The following is a 21,956-nucleotide window of genomic DNA, read 5'->3' on the forward strand; positions in this document are numbered from 1 at the left end:
CGCAAGCGGCGATCAGACGCGGCCAGGTTCGTCCGGCGATGAAACGTCCGCCGCATGCGGCGTCGCACGCGGCACCGGATCGAACAGCGAAAACAACATCAGGCCGGCGAGGAATCCGCCGATATGCGCCTGCCAGGCCACGCTGGCGCCGTCCGTGCCGAGAGAAATCGACCCGAGGCCAAAGATGATGTTGACGCCGAACCACACCGCCAGAAATCCCAGCACGCGCGTGTTGCGCAACGCCCGGGCAAGCGACAGCGCTGGAACCTTCGCTGCGGCATCCGCATCACCCCGGGTGAACGAAAGAAAACTTCCCTGCACGAAGGCGAAGCGGATGGCGGCGGCCATGGCGCCGGATACCGAGGCCGAGGCACCGATCATCGGCGCGATCGCGTGCTCATGGGTGACGAGGTGCGCCAGCGCGCCCGCCACGGCCGTCACCGCCATGAATGCGAAGAACCTGACAGGACCGAACCGGCGGGCCAGCGCGCTGCCGAACGGCAGCAGCCATAGCACGTTGAAGCCGATATGGCTGAGATTGGCATGCAGCAGCGAATAGGTGACGAAGGTCCAGACCTTGGCGCCGGCCCCGCCGGGAAAGCGGATGTTGAGCAGTGTGGAATCGTAGCGCTTCGGAATGAAGCCGAAGACGTCGATGGTCCAGTTCTCCAACTCCGCCGGCAGCAGCAGGCGCAAATGAATCGCAGCGATCAGCGCGATATAGGCGGTCAGCGCGCCCGGAAGCGTCAGGATCGGCTCACGCGGGGTGTCCGGCGGCTCGACCAGGGATGGGTAAGGCTGGGATTCCAAGGGGCCAGGACCTTGCAAGGCGGCTTTGATGCGTATTGGCCCAGATAGGCGGCTTTACCCGCCTTGTGCAAGTGCACAATCGGAATTCCGGGCCGACCCGTATCGCGGGAGCGGTATGCTGGAACTGCTTCTGACAAACCCCTGGACCCGCACCGCCAGTGCGCCGCGTTCGGGACACGATGTCGCCGTCAAAACGAAAAAGGGAGGATGCTGAGAACATCCTCCCTTGTCTTGCTGATCTTCTCGCGCCCCGGGAGCCGGGATCACATCCCCGCCCTCCCCGCGCGATGACCAAACTGTTTGACGCCACCTGTGTACCAACTGCGCCGAGAACCTTCAGATAAGCCGGCGCCGTCTGATGCGTTCCACTCTACGCAGGCAACGCGCCGATCGCCAACATCATCGTTAATTTAGGGTTAACGACACGGCACTCGCCCCTATCCGCAAGCATCTGTCTTGACTCAGGTATTTGGTGAAGCGAGGTGCGAGCAACTACCGCTCGACAAACGCGCGATTCATCTGCTCGGTGATCGGCTTCAGCAAATAGTTCAGCATGGTCCGGCTGCCGGTCTGCATGAAGACCTCGGCCGGCATGCCCGGCACGAGTTGCAGGCCACCCAGCCGGCGGCGCTCATCATCGGGCAACACGACCCTCACCGTGAAATAGGATGCATTGGTCTGTGGATCATGGCTGGTATCGGCCGACACCAGGGACACCGCGCCGGCGAGCTGCGGCGTCACCCGCTGGTTAAAGGCTGAGAAGCGGACGAATGCCTTTTGGCCCGGACGAACCTGATCGATGTCCTGCGGCTGCAACCTTGCTTCGACAAGCAGGTCGTCCGTATCGGGCACGATTTCCATGATGACGTCGCCGGGGCGGATGACCCCGCCGATGGTATGCGCGGAAAGCTTGTGGATCACGCCCGACGTCGGCGCCCGCATTTCGATGCGGTCGAGCAGGTCCCGCGCGGCGACGCCGCGCTCGACGAGTTCGGCTTCCTTGCCCTGCGTCTCGCCGAGTTCCTTGACCACCTCGGTGCGAAAATCCTGATCGAGGCGCGCGATCTGAAGCTGTGTCTCGCCGACCTTTGATTTCGTCTCGGCGATCGAGGATATCAATTGCCCGCGCTCGCCTTCGATCCGCGCGGTCTCGCGCTGTAACGTCGTGAGACGCGTCAGCGGCACCAGTCGCTTGTCGTAGAGGTCCTGGACCCCCACGAGCTCGCCTGCAATCAGCTCAAGCTGCCTGGCCTTGGAATCCACCTGGGCCTCCAGCCCCGAAGTCTCCTGGCCGAGCTGCCCGATCTTGCTCTGCAAGACGTCCCTTTGGCTGTTGCGCCCTTCGGATCGGGCCTTGAACAGTGAAACCTCCGACGCCAGCAGACTTCGGATGCTGTCCTCGCCGGTGCGCGCCTTCAATGCGGCGGGGAATTCCGGCTGGCTCAGGCCGTCGCGCTCGGCGGTCAATCGCGCGATCCGCGCGCGCAACTCGTCGAGCTGCTTGCTCACGATCTGAAGGCTGGCCTGGGCCTGGGTGGCGTCGAGCCGCAACAGCAAATCGCCGGCGGCCACGTGCGCGCCGTTGGCGACCTTGATCTCCGCAACGACCCCGCCGGTGGGATGCTGGACGGTCTTGACATTGGATTGCACGACGAGATTTCCGGGCACCACGACGGCGCCTGCAAGCGGCACGAGCGCAAGCCAGCCGCCGCCCAACACGGTGGCTAGGAGCAGAATTCGAAGGCCGGTCCGCAACTCATTTTCAAACGACCATCCGGCGTGCTTCATTAAACCAGCATCGGCCGCATCATTCGCCGGGTCGTGAGCGTTGCGATTGATCAGGAAGGAACCCGCAGCGATCAGGCCGGCGCTGCCACTTCGAACCAGGCGCCCGACGGTCGTTGCCGGCGCGGGCGGACCCGAAAGCTTGAGCTGCGGATTCGGGAGAACCATCGATTGGTGCGCGGCATCCGGCGCCGGGATTGCCGGCCCGGGTTTTGTCAAATCCATCGGCAACGGACGGCACGGTACGAGGCTCGGACTCGGATGGCGCGGCGTGACGTGAGCCTCGTCCGGCGGCTCTATCCTGCGCTCGGCAGGCGCGGCCGACTTGAATCCGACCTGTTCAAGACAGAAGTCGATAACCCGCCCCATCCTGCTCTTTTTGCGGCGCTTGGGCCGGCGGGCTTGGGCACGAATGGGACGCGCCGAGGCATCAGGCGCCGTGCGCCGCGCCCGCTGTGCGTGCTGATGACCGCGAATCTCGCTGTCAAAGGCGCGGCTCAAACGTTGCAATTCGAGTATCAGGGCTGCGCCCTGCGATCCGAACGCGTCCGGGTTTGGATCGCGGGCCGCGCGCTGCACGGCGTCATTGGAATCTGGCGCGTTCTGCCTGGGCCGCATGTTCAAGCGCTCCCCGCAACTGCCGCGCGACGGACCCGAGGCGCGGTCCGTATGGCCGCCGCTTGTGCAGCAGTCGCTGCCCGGCCCGGCGCGTTTCGAACGCGCGCAAATACCTCTTCGCTTGGACCGAACGCGATCGCCCTGCCCTCGTAGAGCACCATCGCCATATTCAGTGAGGCAAGCGCGCTGGGGCGGTGCGACACGACGATGACGATGCTTCCGTTGCTGCGCAGGGTCTGAATGGCACGCCCGAGGGAATTCTCGCCGTCGGTGTCGAGGTTCGCATTCGGCTCATCGAGCACGACCAGAAACGGGTCGCCGAAGACGGCTCGCGCAAGGCCGATCCGCTGGCGCTGGCCTGCGGAGAGCGACATGCCGCCCTGGCCGATGCGCGTCGCGTATCCCTGCGGCAGGCGCAGGATGATGTCGTGCACGCCGGCAATCTGCGCGGCCTTCAGGATCGCATCCGATGTCGCCCCCGCGTCGAACCGGCAGATGTTTTCGGCCACCGTACCCTCGAGCAGTGCCACGTCCTGAGGCAGGTATCCGATATGGCGCCCCAAATCCTCGTTGCGCCATTGATCGATGGCCGCTCCGTCGAGCCGCACCACGCCATCCTTGGCCGGCCAGATTCCGACCAGCGCCCTCGACAGCGAGGTCTTGCCGGAAGCGCTGGCGCCGAGCAGCACGAGCCCCATGCCGGCCTTCAGCGAAAACGAAATGTTGGACACGATGGGCTTGTCCATGCCTGGCGCTGCGACGGAGAGATCCTCTACCGAGAGCTCGCGGCAAGGACGCGGCAACGCCACCGGCGGTGCAGCCGGCTTTGCCGTCACCTTGCAGATGTCGCGCAGGCGGACGAGCCCCTGGCGCGCGGTGACAAGCTGCTTCCAGTTGCCGAGCGCAATTTCAACCGGCGCCAACGCACGGCCCATCATGATCGACGAAGCGATCATGATGCCGCCCGAGGCCTTGTCGGCCACCACAAGATAGGCGCCAATCCCCAGCATGCCCGACTGCAGCACGTAGCGCAGGAGTTTGGCGCCCGATCCGAGGTTGGCATATAGATCGGTGGCCCGGATATTTTCGCGCAGATACCGCTCATTGGCCTGCGACCAGCGCGCCGTGAATCGATCAAGCATGCCAAGCGCCCGGATGACCTCGGCGTTGCGCTGGGTGGTATCCGCCAGCACCTGCCGGCGGGCGCTTGAGTCCATCGCGGCCTTGGCCGCGCCGCGCGACAGCCGTTCTGTCAGCAACGTCATCGCGATGATCGCAATCGTTCCGAGCAGCGCCGTGGCGCCGATTGCGGGATGAAACAGAAAGAGCGCGATCAGAAAAATGGGAATCCAGGGCATGTCCAGAAACGCCGTCGGTCCCATCCCCGACATGAAGGTACGAATCTGGTCGAGATCGCGCAGCGGCTGCTGCAGCAACACCGGGTTCGCGCCACGGAGTGGCAGCGTGGCAAGCGCGGTATGGATCGATTCCTGCATGCCGACATCGAACATGGTTGCCACCCGGCACAGCATGCGCGTGCGCAACGCCTCGAAATATGCCTGGATCAGGTAAGCGAGCAGCACCATCAGCGAGAGGCCGAGCAAGGTCGCGATGTTGCGGCTCGGAATCACCCGGTCATAAACCTGCAGCATGTAGAGAGAGCCTGCTAGCATCAGGATGTTCACCACACCGCTGAAGCCTGCGATGCCGACCATTCGTCGCGCGCTTTCGCGCAGGCCGACAGCCACAGGATCATCGCCCGCCACCGTGGGCAGCGGATTCCGCAAGCTGAAGGATGGCATTATTCGCATGCGATCTTGAGCAACACTCGGTTGCATCCCCCCTTGATCGATCAAAGTTCCATGAATTCCAAGAATGCAACTTCCAAGAATGCGACCGCTGAAAACTTACGCAGGCGATTCCGAAACCAGACGACCTTCCGGCGGTCAGGCCGCCGTTGATTTGGTCGTCACATGCGCGCGCTGGAATTTGCGCGTCTCAATCATGGCTCGGTGATGAGAGCCATCGGAAAACATCCTGTCTGAGGGGTTGGGCTCTGACACCTCAATCCTCTCAGACAGGAGGTGGCCGTCACCACCTCAACCGCCTTGCCTGCGGCTTCGTTCAATTCTCAATCCCGAAGGGCTGTCTTCTGACAAGTGTTGTCGGAAGACAGACCCTCCGACTCCTAGTGGTGCCAGAAGTTCGCGTAATAGTCGTGTTTGGTCGTGCTGTGCCAGTCGCAGCTCTGCTGGAAGCTGTCCGACACGGTCGTCGTTGATTGGGTAGCCGACTGGTACCAGTCCTGTTTGGTCATGTGGTGCCAGTCGTAGCTCGATCCGCCTGAAGTCGAGTCCGGCGCGGTCGTCGTCGATGTACCGCCCGTAGTCGTAGATGTACCACTCGTGGTCCCGGACGTACCGCTCGTGGTTGTGCTCGTCGTATCCGAGCCCGTGGCAGTCGTCGTGTCCGATCCAGTCGGGGTCGTCGTCGTACCGGTGGTTGTCGTCGTACCGGTGGTGGTCGTCCCAGCATCGGTGGTCGACGTCGTTGGTGTGGTGGTGGTGGTGGTGGTGGTGGTCGTCGATCCGCTTGTTTCGAGTGGATGCACCGTCTGCCCCGGTAGAACGCCGTCGAGGTCGATGCCGTTCAGATCGAGATGCCCGATATAGGACCCGACGCCGTCATGCGCGGCCTGCGCGTGAACGTCATCGATCTTGGTCGCACCATCCACATATTCGATGACCACGACAGGCTTGCCGGCGTCGGTGGCCTTGTGGAGATTTTCGAGCGTGTATTGCGTCTCGGCGATCGGCTGCTTTTTGCCGCTGTCCGTGTAGTACACCTCCTCTTTGAACATCCCGTCGATCGCACTGACATAGTCGGGATGATCGAGCAGTTCTTCGGCCCCGTTGACCCAGACCTTGAAGTCCGGATCCTTCGACGTCGCGTACTGCTTCAGCGACTCGATGAGATTGACCATGTCCTGTTCGGAATTCGAATCGTGGCTCGTCGCCCACGATGAGTAATATTCGTCAACCACGTCGAAATAGATGCCGTCGTAACCCGCAGTGATCATCTTATCGATGGCTTGTTGCGCGACAGCCTTCCATTCCGGCGTCCAAAAGGCGACCTGAAAATTGCCGGCCCAGTCCGGGTCCTCGGGACCGACGACCGACTTTGACAGCGAGCTGAAATAGTCCCTGTAATTCTCGGCCTCGCCGAGATTGAAATAGCCGAGCACCTCGCTGCCGCCGCTCTTCATGAGCTGGACCTGCGCAGCGGTGAACGCAACGCCGGAATCATTCTCGGTTTCGACCACCTGAACGTCGAACGGCGCGGTTGCGATTTGTTGCGGATTGACACCTTGCAGAACATAATCTGCCGTAATCGTCATGAGCTTCTCTCCATCCATCATTGTCCCCACGGTCTGGCTGAGCAAAAAACGCGGCTGAATGAAGGTCGCTTCAAGATGAGATGAAGGCCATGTCACGGCGGTGACGTTGAAATTGTTGCAGTATCAATCAGTGCTTGCGGAGCCCCGCCGCGGTTGTCGGCGATGCAGAGGGTCGTCACCGCGTTCGTCGACTCAAAACCAAGGACCATCAGATGGCCCTTCGTGTTGAGCGCTGGCAACGTCGTCACGCGTTGAGCAGGATCGATATCGGCCCATATCAAACGCGCGGTCTCCGTCTTGCGAGAGCCGGCAAAAAGCAGCCTGCGAAGCAAGTCACGCTGCACGCTACCCGGATCATCTCTGCTCATCTCTTGGAAGCGCACGCGCAGCTTCCCGCGGGCACGCGGCTCGTGCGGCGCTACTTTGCAAACCACTGCTCTTCGTATTGCGGCTGTTGAACGGGGACATGGTGGCAGAGTGACACCGCTCCTGGCGTTACAACCTTCGAGTTGACCAAGCCGATGTTGCCACCGTGTGTCTGCTTTTTCGCCCAACTTTGTTCGGGAGATCACGTCGCGCGATGGAATCATTGCCCCTGGTTTCGGCCAGGAACTGAACACCGAAGGCCTTGACGAGCGTGCCGAAGTTCGCCTTCTCGCCGCCACGCTGTGGCATCCGCAACTTGTCCACGAACGCTCGGATCAACTTCTCGACCGGCATGCCGTCGCCCTTGAGGGTGTAGCGGCGCCAACGCGGCAATCTCCGCCTGTGGGGCCGGCACACGGCGCTTCAGCCGATGCACTTTAATGGCTCGAAAGCGCTTCACGGCAAAAAAGCCACGAGATCAATAACCTGTCGCGTGAGGTTCAACGCCGAAGGGAGGCGCGGCTTGGTTAATTTAACGTTAACAACACAAAGCGGCGCCTGAAGCCGCCAAATCGCGTCCCCGGCATGGACGCTGCAAAGCCTGTCCTGCACAACGAACCAGGGAAGGCGCGTGCGCAAAAGCGGGACAGATGTGTCCCGCCAAGGCAAGCCGGGGAAAAGGTAAGCATGAAACACCCATCAAGCCGCGAGTTCTTCGCCTATTGGGATACGAAGCGCGGCGATGCGCGGGCGCCGGACCGCAGCGAGATCGAACCCGGTGCGGTGCGCGAACTGCTCGGCGACATTTTCGTGCTGTCCTACGACAACGAGGCCGGCTACCCGTTTCGCGTCGCCGGAACGCGGGTTTCTGCCCTGCTCGGCCGCGACCTGAAGGATTCGAGCTTCTCTGCGCTGTTCACGGCGGACAGCCGCCGCGAGATCGAGGAAATCATCAGCTACGTCGCGGAGGAAATGCTGGCGGCGATTGCCGGCATCACTGCAACGTCGGAAGACGGTACGACGGCGCATCTCGAGTTGCTGCTGCTGCCATTCAACAACCGCGCACATGCGCCGATCAGTCTGACCGGATCGCTGGCGCCGTTCGAAGGCGACCTCGGCACGATCAGGGATTTCAAGGTGACGTCGTGGCGTTATCTGCACCGGCCGCAAAAGCTCGTTCCGCGCGCCTTGCGCAAGCTCGCCATCGCGCGCGGCTTCATGGTCTATGAGGGCCTGCGGTAATCACCAACCGACAGGTTCAACGAGCGCCGCAGCACAATGCATGGTCGTATGACCATGCTCGAAAACGACCCACAAAAAGCCTCCAAAAAAAGCACCGCCAAGCATTGCCTAAATGCGAGGCGTCAGGCAGGGTCGAATCGCGACGTGGAGCCGGGCCACATCAGCGGAATACGCGCCGAGAGGAATCTCGGAGGCACTTGTTCGCCGTAACCTCGGAGATCTTAAGAATGCTGTTGAAGAGATTGATGCTTGCTGCCGCACTGGCCACTGCCGCGGTGGCGACGCAGGCCCATGCCGACGCGCTTGATTCCATCATGAAGTCGAAGGTGATCAAGATCGCGGTGCCGCAGGATTTTGCGCCGTTCGGCTCCGCCGGCCTCGATCTCAAGCCACAGGGCTACGACATCGACATGGCCAACCTGATCGGCAAGGAACTCGGGGTGAAGACCGAGATCATTCCGGTGACCAGCGCCAACCGCATTCCCTATTTGCAGACCAACAAGGCCGATCTCGTGATCTCCAGCCTCGGCAAGAACGAGGAGCGCGAAAAGGTCATCGACTTCTCGATCGCGTATGCGCCGTTCTTCTCGGGCGTGTTCGGCACCAAGGCGATCGCGGTGACGAGCGCCGCCGATCTCAAGGGCAAGACCATCGGCGCGACCCGCGGTGCGATCGAGGAACAGGCGCTGACCGCCTCGGCCCCGGACGCCACCGTCAAGCGCTTCGAGGACAACAACGCGACCATCGCCGCCTTCGTATCGGGCCAGGTCGACCTGATCGCCACCGGCAACACGGTGGCGGCCGCTATCGCCGAAAAGGTCCCTGCCCGCGCGCCGGCGCTGAAATTCGTGATCAAGGACAGCCCCTGCTATGTCGGGGTCAACAAGAACGAGCCGGCGCTGCTCGCCAAGGTCAATGAGATCATCACCAAGGCCAAGGCGTCGGGCGAGATCGGCAAACTGTCAGAGAAGTGGCTGAAGGCGCCGTTACCGCCCGGCTTCTAGCCTCGCGAAGCGCTGGGGGACGCCACGGTGACGTACAAACTGCAATTCGCCGAACTGCTGCCCTACTGGAACGTGCTTCTGTACGGACTGGTCTTCACGATCGTGCTGACGGTCGTGTCGACGGTTGCCGGCATCGCCGTCGGCACCGCGGGCGCCTCGGCGCGCACTTTCGGGCCGGCGTGGCTCGGCCGCATCGTTGCGCTCTATGTCGAATTGATCCGCAACACGCCGTTTATCGTGCAGTTGTTCTTCATCTTCTTCGGCCTGCCGGCGCTAGGGCTGAAGCTCAGCGAGACCACCGCTGCCTTCCTCGCCATGGTGATCAATCTCGGTGCCTACTCGACCGAGATCATCCGCGCCGGCATCGAGGCGGTGCCAAAGGGTCATATCGAGGCCGGCCTCAGCCTCGCGATGAACAAATGGGAGGTGCTGCGCCATATCGTGCTCAACCAGGCTTTTCGAAAAATCTATCCGGCGCTGTCGTCGCAGATCATCATCGTGATGCTTGGTTCGGCGGTGGTGTCGCAGATCTCCGCGGAAGACCTCACCTATGCCGCGAACTTCGTGGCGTCGCGGAACTTCCGCAACTTCGAAGTCTATCTCATGGTCGCGCTGGCCTACCTCCTGCTTGCGATGCTGACGCGTTCGCTGTTGCGCGCGCTCGGCCGCGTCATCTTCAAGGCGAGGTGAGCCATGCTGCAGTTCAGCTTCTGGGATATCCTCTCGAACCTCCTGATTGCCACGCAGTGGACGGTCGTGCTGTCGCTGATCGCGTTTTTCTGCGGCGGCATCGTCGGCCTGGTCCTGTTGTTCATGCGGACGTCGCAGATCGCGCCGCTGGAATGGTTCACCAAGGTCTATATCGAGTTCTTCCAGGGCACCCCGCTCCTGATGCAGCTCTTTCTGTTTTTCTTCGGCATCGCACTGTTCGGTGTCGAGGTCTCGCCGTGGATGGCGGCGACGCTGGCGCTGACGTTCTGGACCAGCGCATTCCTGACCGAGATCTGGCGCGGCTGCGTCGAATCGATCCCGAAGGGCCAGTGGGAGGCGTCCTCCAGCTTGGCGCTCAGCTACATCGAGCAAATGCGCCACGTCATCCTGCCGCAAGCCTCGCGCATCGCGGTCGCGCCGACCGTGGGTTTCTCCGTGCAGGTCATCAAGGGCACCGCGCTCGCTTCGATCATCGGCTTCGTCGAGCTGACCAAGGCCGGCACCATGCTCAACAACGCGACCTTCCGGCCGTTCCTGGTCTACTCGCTGGTCGCGCTGATCTATTTCTGCCTGTGTTTCCCGCTGTCCTGGTGGGCGAAGAAAATCGAAGGCCGCCTCAATGTCGCTCGTTAGCATCCGTGACGTCAGGAAGAGTTTTGGCCCGAACGAGGTGCTGAAGGGCGTCTCGCTGGATATCGCCAAGGGCGACGTGGTCGCGATCATCGGCCGCTCCGGCTCCGGCAAGAGCACCCTGCTGCGCTGTATCAACGGGCTGGAGACGTATCAGTCCGGTGCCATCGTCGCCGACGGGATCGAGGTCGGTAGCGCCAGCACCAATCTGCGCGAGCTGCGTCGCCATGTCGGCATGGTGTTCCAGCAGTTCAACCTGTTTCCGCACCTGACGGCGGCCGAGAACGTCATGCTGGCGCCGACCGTCGTCAACAAGGTGTCGAAGGCGGAAGCCCGCGCTACCGCCGCCGAAGTGCTGGCCAAGGTGGGATTGTCGGAAAAGATGGATGCCTATCCGAGCGAACTCTCCGGCGGACAGCAGCAGCGCGTCGCCATTGCCCGTTCGCTCGCGATGCGGCCGAAGGTGCTGCTATGCGACGAAATCACCTCGGCGCTCGATCCCGAGTTGGTCAATGAGGTGCTGCGCGTGGTCGAGCAGTTGGCGCGCGAAGGCATGACGCTGATCCTGGTCACGCATGAAATGCGCTTCGCGCGCGACGTCGGCACCAAGCTGGTCTTCATGCACCATGGCAAGGTACATGAGGAAGGCGTTCCGAAGGAGGTGTTCGCCGCGCCGCGGACGCCGGAACTGCAGCAATTCGTCGGCCAGGTCGGCTGAACTCAAGACCGCGCTACATTGTCGAGGAATGGCCTCCAGGAGAGCGCCTCACTGTCGGCCTTGTTAAATTGTCCGTCTTCTAAAAGCTTGCCGACACATCTTAAATATTCACAAAGGAACGACGCATCCGGCAATTGGTACACGTGCTCATCCGGGACCCACAGATGAAATTTCCTGGCAGAGCCAAATGCAGACATGATTGCAGGTTTGAGATCACGCACATTCTCCGGCCATCCCGACGACGCGCTCCGAATTTTGATGCTGTCTGAAAGGCTGCGAAATTTGGAGCCAAGGCTCCGGAGCTCGGAGGCTTTTTTGTCATCCGACTTCCGGTTCAACCATTCTATTGAGATGCCAAGCACCAATCCGGTCAAAAAGACCACCGCAAATTTGAACCAACGCTGTTGTCCCAGTGCGACAAGGTTATCAAAAGCGGTCGTGGCCACATCGTTAGGATCGGAGAAGACGTTTTCCTCGAACCATTTTTTGAGGACAGGCGTGATCAGTGGGATCAGCAGAAGGCCCCAAATTCCAAACAGAAACTGTTTAAGCCATTTGGACATGGAGCCTTATTGTTTTTCACACTGAACAACTATCCGGCCGAATCAAAGTTGCACCCAAGTGCACTTCCTAGCGCGACAGCAAATTGGTCTTGGCCACGTCGATCACCTCGTCGCCGCGGCCGCTCATCACTGCGCGAAGCACCCAGAGGCTAAAACCCTTGATCTGTTCTGCGGTGATCGTCGGCGGCATCGACAATTCCTGTGTCGCGGTGACGACATCGAGCACGGCGGGACCGTCATGGGCCAGCACGTCCCGGATTGCGTTTGCGAGTTCGCCCGGATCCTCCACCCGCACCGCATGAATCCCCATGGCACCCGCCATCGCCGCAAAATCTGGGTTGTTGAGATCGACGCCGGTTTCGATGAAGCCGGAGGCCTTCATCTCCATCGCCACGAAACCCAGCACGCCATTGTTGAAGATCACGACCTTCACCGGCAGCTTCATCTGCGTCAGCGTGATCAGATCGCCCATCAGCATGGCGAAGCCGCCATCGCCCGACATCGAGATCACCTGCCGCCCCTTCTGCGAGGCCTGCGCGCCAATGGCGTGCGCCATGGCGTTGGCCATCGAGCCGTGAACCCAGGAGCCGATGAGGCGCCGGCGGCCGTTCATCGCGAGATAGCGCGCTGCCCAGATCGTCGGCGTGCCGACATCGGCCGTGAACACCGCGTCTTGTGACGCCTGCTCGCTGAGGAGGCGCGCCAGATATTGCGGATGGATCGGCTTTTGGCCAGGTGTGCCCTGCGCGAGTTCGTCGAGGCCGGCGCGGGCCTTCTTGTAGTGAGCCAGGCTGTCGTCGAGATGCTTGCGATCCACCTTCGCCTTCAGTTTCGGCAGCAACGCGCCAATCGTGGCTCCGACATCACCGACAAGGCCGAGATCGAGCTTGCAGCGGCGGCCGAGATTCTCGGGGCGGATGTCCACTTGCACGATCTTCGCGTCTGTCGGCAAAAACTGCTTGTAGGGAAAGTCCGTGCCCAGCATCAGCAATACTTCACAGGCATGCATAGCCGCGTAGCCGGACGAGAAGCCGATGAAGCCGGTCATGCCGACATCGTAGGGATTCTCGAACTCGACATGCTCCTTGCCGCCGAGCGCATGCACGATCGGGCTCTTGAGCGTCTCGGCAAGCCGCATCAGCGCGTCATGGGCGCCGGCACAACCGCGGCCGCAGAACAGCGTGACGCGCTTGGCGCCATTAAGGAGTTTAGCCAGCGCCTCCAGTTCGGCTTCGGCCGGCCGAACGATCGGCGGAGCCGGCAGCAGCCCCGGATTCGGCGAGATGCCGCGCTTCGGCGCTGATCGCAGCGCGACGTCGCCGGGGATGACGATAACCGCGACGCCGCGCCGCCCCACGGCCGCGCGAATGGCGTTTTCCAGGACGTAAGGCAATTGCGCCGGATCGGAAACCAGTTCGCAATAGTGGCTGCATTCGCGGAACAGATCCTGCGGGCGCGTCTCCTGAAAATAGCCGCCGCCGATTTCGGCGGACGGAATCTGCGCGGCGATGGCGAGTACCGGCGTGCGGCTGCGGTGCGCATCGAACAGGCCGTTGATGAGATGCAGATTGCCGGGACCGCACGACCCCGCGCATACCGCGAGCTCGCCGGTAATCTGCGCTTCGCCCGCGGCGGCAAAGGCTGCGACCTCCTCATGCCGGACATGAATCCAGTCGATCGCCTTTCGCTTGCGCAGCGCGTCGGTGAGGCCATTCAGGCTGTCGCCGACCACGCCGAAGATGCGCTTGACGCCGGCTTGCGCGAGCGTCTCTGCGATGAGGTCCGCGACATTGTCGATCTTCATGCTGCATGATCCCTTCTCAGCGTCCGGAGAACACCGCCGTACGTTTCTCGAGGAAGGCGTTGCGCCCCTCCACCGCATCGGCACTCAGGCGAATCTCGGCCTGCGTTTCGATCTCGCGGCGGAACTGATCGGCATAGCTGGCGTGCTCGCTCTCGTCGATCAGGCGGCGCGTCGCGACCAGCGCGCGCGTCGGCCCGCTCGCGAGCTTGCGCGCCAGCGAAAGCGCGCCGTCACGAAGCGCCGCATCGTCGAACACTTCGCGGACCAGCCCCCACTCCTTGGCCTGATCGGCCGAAAGCGGCTCGTTGGTCATCATCAATTCCAGCGCGCGCTGCCGGCCGACGAGCCGCGGCAACAGCCAGGTCGAACCGAGATCGGGGACCAGCGCGATGCGACTGAACACCTGAATGAAGCGCGCCGAGCGCGCCGCAACGATCATGTCGCCCGCCATCGCAAGGCTGAACCCGCCGCCCGCCGCCACGCCGTTGACCGCCACCACAACCGGCACGCGGCACTCGCGCAACGCCTTGAAGGTCGGCCAGTAAAACTTCATCACGCCGGCGGCGATGTCGTCGCCGAGGATTTGCGCCGCCTTGAGGTTCTGGCCCGAGCAGAAGCCGCGCCCGGCGCCCGTCAGCACCAGCGCTCTCACCCGCGGATCATCGTTAATCTCGCCGACGGCTGTCGCGAGATCGCCCAGCAGATCGGGCGTCATCGCATTCAGCGTTTCAGGCTCGTCCAACGTCAGCACGCCGACGCTGTCGTCACGTTCCCGCTTAACTCCCGGCATTCGGTTCCTCCGTCCGCTCGCATTTTCGGCCGGCGCGAGAGTAACCCTAATGCCACCGCGCGCAACACTGCGTGACGTCACGACCGCTTTTACGCCTTCGTCGAACGAACGTGGATGTGGCAGCAATTGCCCTGGGCGATTCTGTTCCTCGTCGTCGGCGGATGGAGCTGGCTGGTCTGGGGCATCTTTGTCCGGGTCAGCGTCTGCGTGACTGGTCACTGGCTGATCGGTCACTTCTCTCATCGACGAGGCGGTCAAAGCTGGATCATCGATGGCGTGGCCGCCCAAGGCTACAATGTCGGACCAGCCGGGCTGATCAGCATGGGCGAAAGCTAGCACAACAACCATCACGCCTTCCCGGGGTCAGCCAGGATGGGCCTGTTTCCGGGGCAGATCGATCTCGGCTGGTGGCTGATCAAAACGTTCGAGACAGTCGGCCTCGCAACCAACGTCAAGACGCCGGACGACCTGCCGAGGCGGCCTGGCTTGGGGCGCTTGCGGGGTCCGGAGAACGCCGACGCGCCCGTTCTCGGCGAGTCCGGCGCACGACCGTGAGATCGGAAAACGTCCGGGATCGCCGCCGCGACCGCAGGCCGCGTGAGCGCCTGCACTTCATGCAACCGCCGCTAACACATCGTTAACCCTGTCGGCCTTAGGGTCTTTCCGACGCCGAAGGACCGGCTGTCTGGTGGCGAAGATGTCGTTTGCGCAAAAGAAAACAACCACTGTCCCGTCCGCCGAGGAGCGACGGCGCTTCCAGCGCGTCAAGGTCCACCTGCTCGGCCGCTATATGCTGCCGGACCGCCGCGAATTTCCTTGCCAGATTGTTAACATGTCGCCGGGCGGACTGGCGCTGCTGGCGCCCGGCATCGGCAATGTCGGCGACCGCGTGATCGCCTATCTCGACCATATCGGCCGGGTCGAGGGCAAAATCACCCGCATCATCGACAACGGCTTTGCCATGACGGTGGGCGCGACCGCGCGCAAGCGCGACAAGCTCGCCGCCCAGCTCACCTGGCTCGCCAACCGTGATATCCTCAATCTGCCGGAAGACCGCCGCCACGACCGTATCGTGCCGCGCAACCCGATTGCGCTGCTCACGCTCGAGGACGGCAGCAAGATGACCTGCCGCATCATCGACCTGTCGCTGTCGGGCGCCGCGATCGCCGCAGAGAACCGCCCGCCCCTGAAATCGCTGGTCATGCTCGGCAAAGTCCAGTCCCGCGTGGTGCGAAACGTCGAAGAAGGTTTTGCGCTCGAGTTCGTCCACGAGCAGATTGCCGAGACGCTCGAAGATGCAGTTACCGCGCGGTAAAGCGCCTCCAGCCAAAAATCCCTGATTTTTCAGCCTCAAAAGGCGGTATCCGCGTCACCGGATGCCGCCTTTTCCCTGTCCGGCACCGGCCAAAGTCGGTTAACGCGCAGCACTTTTCGGGCGCATCCGCTGCTAATGCAGCCTACAGGTGTTAATAGCTAAAATTTGAATCAATTGCAGTTGTTTCAAATTTTAGTCAAATTCGATTCAAGTATAGATCGAATTAGCCGCTAGCTTTACTAGTATTCACGTCAAATGTACTTGCCTGACTTAGCGGCGGCGCAAATCCTTTGTGCGAAAAATGGTCCCAACAAGAAACAGGGGCCACAATGTTGTTCAGGGGACAGGGGAAGGGACTGGCGGTCATCGCCGTCCTGTTGGGGTTAAACGCTTCGATGGGCGTCTCGGTGAAAGCCGGCGAGGCTCTCTATGCCAGCCTGGGCGAGACCGCACGTTCGCCGATCGGCTGGGTCGAATTCTGCGCCGAGAACGCCGGCGAATGCCGCGGCGGCGCGTCACAGCCGCGCGACATCGTGATGTCGCAGACGGCGTGGCGGGATCTGCTGCGGGTCAACAAGTGGGTCAACGAGACCATTAAGCCGATCACCGACATGGATCATTGGGGTGTGATCGAGAAATGGTCGTTGCCGACGGACGGATACGGTGACTGCGAGGACTATGTGCTTCTGAAGCGCAAGATGCTGATTGACGCCGGATGGCCGCGCGAGGCGCTGCTGATCACGGTGGTGCGCGACAAGAAGGGCGACGGCCACGCGGTGCTGACGGTGAAGACCGACAAGGGCGAGTTCGTTCTCGACAACCAGAACGAAAACGTCCTGGCCTGGACCGACACCGGCTACCGCTTCGTCAAGCGTCAGTCGCAGAGCGATCCCAATGTGTGGGTCTCGCTCGGTGACAGCCGTCCGGCGGTCGCTACCGCCTCGTCACGCGATAGATAACGAACAAAGGATCTTACGAACCCGCGACCCGGTCACATCCCCACCCCTCCCCGTCCCAGACCGGTTCGCGCGCGGCCACCCTTCCCCCAAAGGGTGGCCGCACCTTTTTTGGGATACCGGCAGCGCGACGCCTACGCCGCCAGCGCTACGCGCGATGTGGACTTCTGCCGCATCGGCTTGCCGCCGGGCGGTCCCGGCGGTTTGTGGTCGAGCATCGAAAGCGCTTCGAGGATCTCGTCGATCGTCACGATGCGTCTTGTGCCTGCCAGTTCGCGCAGCAGCGGGATTCGAAGCCACCGCCGCCGCATCGGAGGCCCAGGACGCCAGGATCGCGCGCTTTTCGCTAAGTGAAAGAGTCGGGTCGGCGACTACGTCGCGAGGGTGATCGAACTCGGTTGCCGGATGCAGCACCGCATTCAAATCAAAAACGTTGCCGGTCTGGTCGATCATCGGTTTGTCCTCCCCCCAAGAGTGGAAACGCTGCCCGCCCGCATCGGGCCGAGCCCTTCGGTCCCATTGCAAGGCGCGGCGGGCTTAAGCCGCCTTCGCCTCGAGCGGTGGCAGCGAAAAAATCGGAAAACCGCCATTTGGTTTCAAGAGCCTCGCAAAAATTTTCGGCTCCCTCCCGGCTCCTGTCGGCTACGTTTTTGTGCTGCACGAACGATGTGCCATGATGACCGGCCTCCACCGGGAGAACACAACCTTGGCACAGAGCGAGATCGACGCCATCCGCGCATTGCTGGGCTCGAAGCCGCGGCCGGTCGGCTGGTCGGAGCGGCGGCAACGTATCAATGAGGTCGGATCGACCTGGCCGGTGGCGTCCGACGTGACATGCGAGGCGGTCGATTGCGACGGCGTCGCCGGTGAATGGTCGATCGTTCCGGGCAGCGAGCCTTCGCGTGTGCTGCTGTATTTCCACGGTGGCGGATATTGCTCCGGCTCGATCGTAAGCCACCGCCGCCTGGTGACGGAGGCTGGGCGCGCGGCACGAATCCGGACGCTTGCGATCGACTATCGGCTTGCCCCCGAACATCCCTACCCCGCCGCCCATGAAGACGCGCTCACCGCGTGGCGCTTTCTGCGCCGGCAAGGCATTGCAGCGACGCGTATCGCAGTCGGCGGCGACAGCGCCGGCGGCAACCTGACGCTCGCCTTGATCAACCGGTTGCGCGCGGCCGGCGAGGCATTGCCGGCATGCGCGTGGTTGGTCTCGCCCTGGACCGACCTCACGATGTCAGGCAGCACGCTAGGGACCAAGGACGCCGTCGATCCGCTGATCCACAAGGCCTATCTCGACGAGCTCGCGGATGCCTACGCGCCGCCATCCGTCGATCGCAGGAATCCGCTGATCTCGCCGCTGCTTGCCGACCTCGCGGGCTTTCCGCCGGTCCTGATCCAGGTCGGATCGGCCGAGACGTTGCTGGCAGACGCAACGCGGCTTGCCGAGGCAGCGGGGGTGGCCGACGTCGATGTGACGCTGCAGATCTGGCCGCACATGATCCATGCGTGGCCGGTCTGGAATGCGAATCTCAAGGACGGCCGCCGCGCGCTGGCCGACGCCGGCCAATTCATGCGGGCGCATATCCGATAGCGGCATTGGTGCCGGGAATGTCCTGTAAGCCCACTTTGGCCGAGAAAATCACGATATTTTCGGCTGTTCTTCCCGAAATCCCCACGTGCCCGGCAAATCCCGGGTTTTAGCGCCGCCGCGCCCGTGGTATTCGGGAACATTGAATCACGTCCGGATTTGGAGTCGCATGATCGAACTCGCCCCCCGGAGTGCCAGCCCCATCGCGCGTTTCGGCGAACAGCCGATTGCGATCGCCGCTGCGGCCCTGGTCATCGTTGTGCTTGGCGTAAGTTCTATCGCGCTGTGGCGTGCCTATACCGGCAGCGCGCCTGAGAGCGATCGCGCGGTCGCGACCCGGCAATTGCAGGCGCGCGCCACGCAGGCGTCCGAACAACTGGTCGAGAAGACCAAGGGTCTGGAAGCGACGCAGCAGGAATCGATCGATCAGTTGCAGGTGGTGCAGGATCAGCTGCTGACCGTGCGCCGCCTGCTCGCCGCGCAGCAGGCTGACACCAGGAAGCTTTCCGAGCAGGTCGGAACGCTGACGGAAGCGATCGACGGCTTGCGGCAATCCTTTGCCAGCGCGCAGGCCTCCGAACCCTCCGCGGCTCCCGCGCCGCGCAAGCGATCAGCCAAGGCAAAGCCCCGCTCGAACAGGACGGCGAACCGCAGCCGGGCCAAGGCGCGCGGCTGACCGGTCCGGACGGCGCTTGGCGATAAAGTCCCGCGCAGCGGGCCGACGCCCGGCCAGCCGAAATTACACGTTGATCAGTACTTGCCTGTCCAGCCGCCTCACAAGGACCGCCATTGCATGTACTTTGTGAGGCGGCCCAATCGGGTCACTGCAACCATGCGGCCGGACGACGGGATATTTTCCACCGTTGCGGCACGCGTTGCCGCAACTTTTTTCCGCGTTTGTGAACTGGTTCACATATCGCCGCAGGAATCCGGGGCATCGTGAAATTCACCGGATGGCGTGAGCCGATTTTAATATCCGGGGCTGGCAAGGTCGTTGACGGTATACTGCGTCGACGGCCTTGTTTTTTGTGCCCGATTTTTGGGCTGGTGCGCTGCGCGCCTCCCAACCGGTCCACATCTCGCAAGCAGGTGATTTGCGTTCGCACCGGTTTGCAAGCTGAATGCGCCTCCCAAAAAAAGGAGGGCTGCCATGAGCGCCGAACCCCTGCCAACCTCCGACGTCATCGGGCTGACCAAGGTCGCGCCATTCTCGCGACGCGGCTTCATGACCGCGTCGGCCGCCGTGACGGCCGGCTACACGCTTGCGGCCGGACCGGTGCGCGCCGACGTGATCAAGACCGACACCAGTGGCCTGACTATCGGCGACGCAAGGATAAAGGTCACCGACGGCGAGATGCCCGGCTATTTCGCGCGGCCGGTCGGCGTCAGCAACCCGCCAGTGGTGCTGGTGGCGATGGAGATTTTCGGCCTGCACGAATACATCAAGGATGTGACGCGGCGCCTCGCCAAGCTCGGCGCGTTCGCGGTGGCGCCGGATTACTATTTTCGCAAGGGCGCCGACCTGACCAGGATCACGGATATCCCGCAGCTACTCCCGATCGTGAATTCGAAACCGGACGCCGAACTATTATCCGATCTCGACAGCACCGTTGCCTGGGCGAGGTCGGAGGGCGGCGACACGTCGAGACTGGGCATCATCGGGTTCTGCCGCGGCGGACGCACGGTCTGGGAATATGCCGCCCACAGCAGCACTCTCAAGGCAGGCGCCGCGTTCTACGGTCCGCTGGTCGATCCGCCGAACCCGGTTTGGCCGAAGAGCCCGACGCAGCTCGCACCCGAGCTGAAGGCGCCCGTCCTCGGCCTCTACGGCGAGGCCGACACCGGCATTCCCGTCGCAACGGTGGAAGCCTTCAAAGCGGCTCTGGCGGCCAACAAGAAGACTGCCGAGTTCAAGATCTATCCCGCTGCACCGCACGGCTTTCACGCCGACTATCGCCCGAGCTACCGCAAGGACGCGGCCGAGGACGCCTGGAGCCAGATGCAGACCTGGTTCAGGAAGTACGGGGTGTTGAGCTAGCCCGAAATCTGTGAGCTGAAACAGGGGCGCTCAATAGCTTACCGACGCCTGCAGCGATACGCGCCAAGATGGAGTCGCGCTGGGAAAACAGATCCCGCTCCACCCGACGTCAGCCAGCAGGAACGGCCCCAGCGTGCCCGGCATCCATGAGAGCATGCTGGGCATCGAGACGTAGAGCGTAGAGCGAGTTGCGCAGGATCATGGCCTGGCCGACCGCACTGTCTGCGGGAGACCGGCAGACTCCGGCTATCGCGAGGAACGTGAACTGTGCGCGGTGTCGGGCCTATCCGAGTCGATCGCCCCTGCGATGAGGTCTCGCCATCCGACGCGGCCTGGACTTCATCTGTTCGATCTCCCAGAACATCCAGATGAAAGCTGCACCCAGCGCAATCACGACAATCAAAAACATCAATGTCAACGCAGGCGTTGTGAGCATGTTCAACATCCCCCGATGTGACGCGAACGGCATTTCCTCCAAACAACGGTCTCGGTAACATCGCGGCGCGGCTTTCCTCCCGCCGTGGTCTTGGCCTCGACGAAGTCGACGCACTCGCCGCCGGACCCTCGCGGGTCCGCCGTCAAGCCTAGAACGATTTCTCGGAGATGGCTTGCGCTATTTTGGGCTGTTTTGCGCGCTTCCTTGAAGCGGGCCGGAAAGCGATATCAGCAGCCGCGGCAGATGCCCTTGATCTTGCGGTCGACTTGCTTGTTCTCCTCATTGATCTCGGCGTCGCCGCTCGTCTGCGCCGGTCTTCCCGAGCCCGTTGTGACACCGCTGCCAGGGCCTGACGACTGTGCGGTGCCGGCACTGTTGGTGCCCGGCGGAGGCGGCGACGCAAGCCCGGACGGGTTCGCCGTGCCACCTGGACTTTGACCGGCATTGGGAGCGGCGGGCCCGGGCACGCCGCTGATGCCTTGCGTGCCGGTCCCGGTCGTGCCGGCCCCGGTAGAGCCCGCACCCGGCGCGCCCGCGGCGCTGCCGCTGCTGCTACCGGACGATGACCCACCAGCGGATCCGCCCACGCTCTGAGCAAACGATACGATCGGGGATATCAGGATTGTGATCGCCGCAACTGCGGCGGCTGCAGATGCCAGCTTCATCGGAACTCTCCTTTTCTGGAGCAACGATGGCGTCCCGCCGTTGTTCCTGCCGGAACAATTCCGCCGCCGGATCATTCATTCACATCCGCTCGACGCCCGGAGGGGCAGCGCTTGCGCAAATTGATCGCCTTCGACGATGACACGCTCGACAAGCTCACCCAGCTTGCACGCGACCGGATGGCGACGTTTCAGGAACTGGCCGACGAAGCCTTTGCGGACCTGCTCAAGAAGCACGGCATTCCCATCGACCTCAAGGATGCGCTGCGAAAGAGTGCGGGGGTCTCGAAGACGGCGACGCCGAAGAATACAAGATGGAAAACCGGAAAGACGCCATCATGAATTCCGACCCGGACCCTTTCGAGCAGGGCCAGCGCGCCGCACGCCAGAACATTCCGGCGGAAGCCAATCCGTATCACGATGGCAGCGAGGAACATGCGCTCTGGGCCGCCGGCCATGAAAAGGTCGCCGGCGCCAGCAAGGCGAACGAGAGCGAAGGCACCTGAGCCGGGCCGCCACC

At 62.6% G+C, this 21,956-nt stretch carries 24 protein-coding genes and 1 pseudogene; 14 read left to right on the forward strand and 11 right to left on the reverse strand.

Annotated features, from left to right (window positions below; genetic code table 11):
• Positions 1-12: 12 nt before the first annotated feature.
• From V1288_RS33260 to V1288_RS33285, 6 genes are all read right to left on the reverse strand, one after another.
• Positions 13-810 (reverse strand): rhomboid family intramembrane serine protease, encoded by a 798-nt coding sequence (locus V1288_RS33260; protein WP_334361012.1) that lies wholly within the window; start codon positions 808-810, stop codon positions 13-15.
• 492 nt (positions 811-1,302) lie between these two features.
• Complete coding sequence (locus V1288_RS33265; RefSeq protein ID WP_334361013.1) at positions 1,303-3,213, reverse strand: HlyD family type I secretion periplasmic adaptor subunit; 1,911 nt, start codon at positions 3,211-3,213, stop codon at positions 1,303-1,305.
• A gap of 2 nt (positions 3,214-3,215) precedes the next feature.
• Positions 3,216-4,928 (reverse strand): type I secretion system permease/ATPase, encoded by a 1,713-nt coding sequence (locus V1288_RS33270; RefSeq protein WP_442894002.1) that lies wholly within the window; start codon positions 4,926-4,928, stop codon positions 3,216-3,218.
• Between the two features lie 473 nt (positions 4,929-5,401).
• Positions 5,402-6,628 (reverse strand): endo alpha-1,4 polygalactosaminidase, encoded by a 1,227-nt coding sequence (locus V1288_RS33275; protein ID WP_334361015.1) that lies wholly within the window; start codon positions 6,626-6,628, stop codon positions 5,402-5,404.
• A 74-nt stretch (positions 6,629-6,702) separates the two neighbouring features.
• Positions 6,703-6,993 (reverse strand): hypothetical protein, encoded by a 291-nt coding sequence (locus tag V1288_RS33280; protein WP_334361016.1) that lies wholly within the window; start codon positions 6,991-6,993, stop codon positions 6,703-6,705.
• A gap of 112 nt (positions 6,994-7,105) precedes the next feature.
• The gene (locus V1288_RS33285) at positions 7,106-7,330 is read right to left on the reverse strand and encodes a hypothetical protein (RefSeq protein WP_334361017.1); all 225 of its coding nucleotides are present in this window, start codon (positions 7,328-7,330) and stop codon (positions 7,106-7,108) included.
• Between the two features lie 333 nt (positions 7,331-7,663).
• On the opposite strand from V1288_RS33285, the gene V1288_RS33290 reads away from it, so the two are divergent.
• The 5 genes from V1288_RS33290 (at position 7,664) to V1288_RS33310 (ending at position 11,281) form a co-directional block, all read left to right on the forward strand.
• Positions 7,664-8,218 carry a PAS domain-containing protein gene (locus V1288_RS33290; protein WP_334361018.1) on the forward strand — a complete coding sequence of 185 codons (555 nt, stop codon included), beginning with the start codon at positions 7,664-7,666 and terminating at the stop codon, positions 8,216-8,218.
• Between the two features lie 227 nt (positions 8,219-8,445).
• A complete protein-coding gene (locus V1288_RS33295; RefSeq protein WP_334361019.1) occupies positions 8,446-9,222 on the forward strand; it encodes a transporter substrate-binding domain-containing protein in 777 nt (258 codons plus the stop codon).
• Positions 9,223-9,249: 27 nt separating this feature from the next.
• On the forward strand, positions 9,250-9,912 hold the full coding sequence (locus V1288_RS33300) for an amino acid ABC transporter permease (RefSeq protein WP_334361020.1): 663 nt from the start codon (positions 9,250-9,252) through the stop codon (positions 9,910-9,912).
• A gap of 3 nt (positions 9,913-9,915) precedes the next feature.
• Positions 9,916-10,566: an amino acid ABC transporter permease gene (locus V1288_RS33305; protein ID WP_334361021.1), complete on the forward strand. Its 651-nt coding sequence runs from the start codon at positions 9,916-9,918 to the stop codon at positions 10,564-10,566.
• Complete coding sequence (locus V1288_RS33310; RefSeq protein ID WP_334361022.1) at positions 10,553-11,281, forward strand: amino acid ABC transporter ATP-binding protein; 729 nt, start codon at positions 10,553-10,555, stop codon at positions 11,279-11,281. The genes V1288_RS33305 and V1288_RS33310 overlap by 14 nt, the downstream gene beginning before the upstream one ends.
• A 2-nt stretch (positions 11,282-11,283) precedes the next feature.
• Here V1288_RS33310 and V1288_RS33315 read toward each other — a convergent pair whose 3' ends face one another.
• The 3 genes from V1288_RS33315 to V1288_RS33325 form a co-directional block, all read right to left on the reverse strand.
• Positions 11,284-11,844, reverse strand: a complete 561-nt coding sequence (locus tag V1288_RS33315) for a hypothetical protein (RefSeq protein WP_334361023.1) — start codon at positions 11,842-11,844, stop codon at positions 11,284-11,286.
• A 67-nt stretch (positions 11,845-11,911) separates the two neighbouring features.
• Positions 11,912-13,648 (reverse strand): ubiquinone-dependent pyruvate dehydrogenase, encoded by a 1,737-nt coding sequence (gene poxB / locus V1288_RS33320; protein ID WP_334361024.1) that lies wholly within the window; start codon positions 13,646-13,648, stop codon positions 11,912-11,914.
• A 16-nt stretch (positions 13,649-13,664) separates the two neighbouring features.
• Positions 13,665-14,438, reverse strand: a complete 774-nt coding sequence (locus V1288_RS33325) for an enoyl-CoA hydratase-related protein (RefSeq protein ID WP_334361025.1) — start codon at positions 14,436-14,438, stop codon at positions 13,665-13,667.
• 126 nt (positions 14,439-14,564) lie between these two features.
• Between V1288_RS33325 and V1288_RS33330 the strand changes: the two genes are divergently transcribed.
• The 4 genes from V1288_RS33330 to V1288_RS33345 all read left to right on the forward strand — a co-directional run bounded on the left by V1288_RS33330 (position 14,565) and on the right by V1288_RS33345 (position 16,712).
• Positions 14,565-14,774 carry a hypothetical protein gene (locus tag V1288_RS33330; protein WP_334361026.1) on the forward strand — a complete coding sequence of 70 codons (210 nt, stop codon included), beginning with the start codon at positions 14,565-14,567 and terminating at the stop codon, positions 14,772-14,774.
• 36 nt (positions 14,775-14,810) lie between these two features.
• On the forward strand, positions 14,811-14,993 hold the full coding sequence (locus V1288_RS33335; RefSeq protein ID WP_334361027.1) for a hypothetical protein: 183 nt from the start codon (positions 14,811-14,813) through the stop codon (positions 14,991-14,993).
• A 142-nt stretch (positions 14,994-15,135) separates the two neighbouring features.
• Positions 15,136-15,753, forward strand: coding sequence for a PilZ domain-containing protein (locus V1288_RS33340; RefSeq protein ID WP_334361028.1), 618 nt, complete (start codon positions 15,136-15,138; stop codon positions 15,751-15,753).
• A 329-nt stretch (positions 15,754-16,082) separates the two neighbouring features.
• Positions 16,083-16,712, forward strand: a complete 630-nt coding sequence (locus V1288_RS33345) for a transglutaminase-like cysteine peptidase (RefSeq protein WP_334361029.1) — start codon at positions 16,083-16,085, stop codon at positions 16,710-16,712.
• 131 nt (positions 16,713-16,843) lie between these two features.
• On the opposite strand, the pseudogene V1288_RS33350 reads toward V1288_RS33345, so the two are convergent.
• A pseudogene (locus V1288_RS33350) lies at positions 16,844-17,162 on the reverse strand (hypothetical protein).
• Between the two features lie 253 nt (positions 17,163-17,415).
• Here V1288_RS33350 and V1288_RS33355 point away from each other — a divergent pair.
• From V1288_RS33355 to V1288_RS33365, 3 genes are all read left to right on the forward strand, one after another.
• The gene (locus V1288_RS33355) at positions 17,416-18,303 is read left to right on the forward strand and encodes an alpha/beta hydrolase (protein ID WP_334361030.1); all 888 of its coding nucleotides are present in this window, start codon (positions 17,416-17,418) and stop codon (positions 18,301-18,303) included.
• 166 nt (positions 18,304-18,469) lie between these two features.
• Entirely contained in the window at positions 18,470-18,976 is a 507-nt protein-coding gene (locus tag V1288_RS33360; protein ID WP_334361031.1) for a hypothetical protein, read from the forward strand.
• Positions 18,977-19,450: 474 nt separating this feature from the next.
• The gene (locus tag V1288_RS33365) at positions 19,451-20,338 is read left to right on the forward strand and encodes a dienelactone hydrolase family protein (RefSeq protein ID WP_442893892.1); all 888 of its coding nucleotides are present in this window, start codon (positions 19,451-19,453) and stop codon (positions 20,336-20,338) included.
• 663 nt (positions 20,339-21,001) lie between these two features.
• On the opposite strand, the gene V1288_RS33370 is transcribed toward V1288_RS33365, so the two are convergent.
• Positions 21,002-21,439 carry a hypothetical protein gene (locus V1288_RS33370; protein WP_334361032.1) on the reverse strand — a complete coding sequence of 146 codons (438 nt, stop codon included), beginning with the start codon at positions 21,437-21,439 and terminating at the stop codon, positions 21,002-21,004.
• Positions 21,440-21,550: 111 nt separating this feature from the next.
• Between V1288_RS33370 and V1288_RS33375 the strand changes: the two genes are divergently transcribed.
• Positions 21,551-21,778: a hypothetical protein gene (locus V1288_RS33375; RefSeq protein WP_334361033.1), complete on the forward strand. Its 228-nt coding sequence runs from the start codon at positions 21,551-21,553 to the stop codon at positions 21,776-21,778.
• A complete protein-coding gene (locus tag V1288_RS33380; protein ID WP_334361034.1) occupies positions 21,775-21,942 on the forward strand; it encodes a hypothetical protein in 168 nt (55 codons plus the stop codon). The genes V1288_RS33375 and V1288_RS33380 overlap by 4 nt, the downstream gene beginning before the upstream one ends.
• Positions 21,943-21,956 lie beyond the last annotated feature (14 nt).

It is taken from the genome of Bradyrhizobium sp. AZCC 2176 (assembly GCF_036924645.1).
Lineage (GTDB): Bacteria > Pseudomonadota > Alphaproteobacteria > Rhizobiales > Xanthobacteraceae > Bradyrhizobium.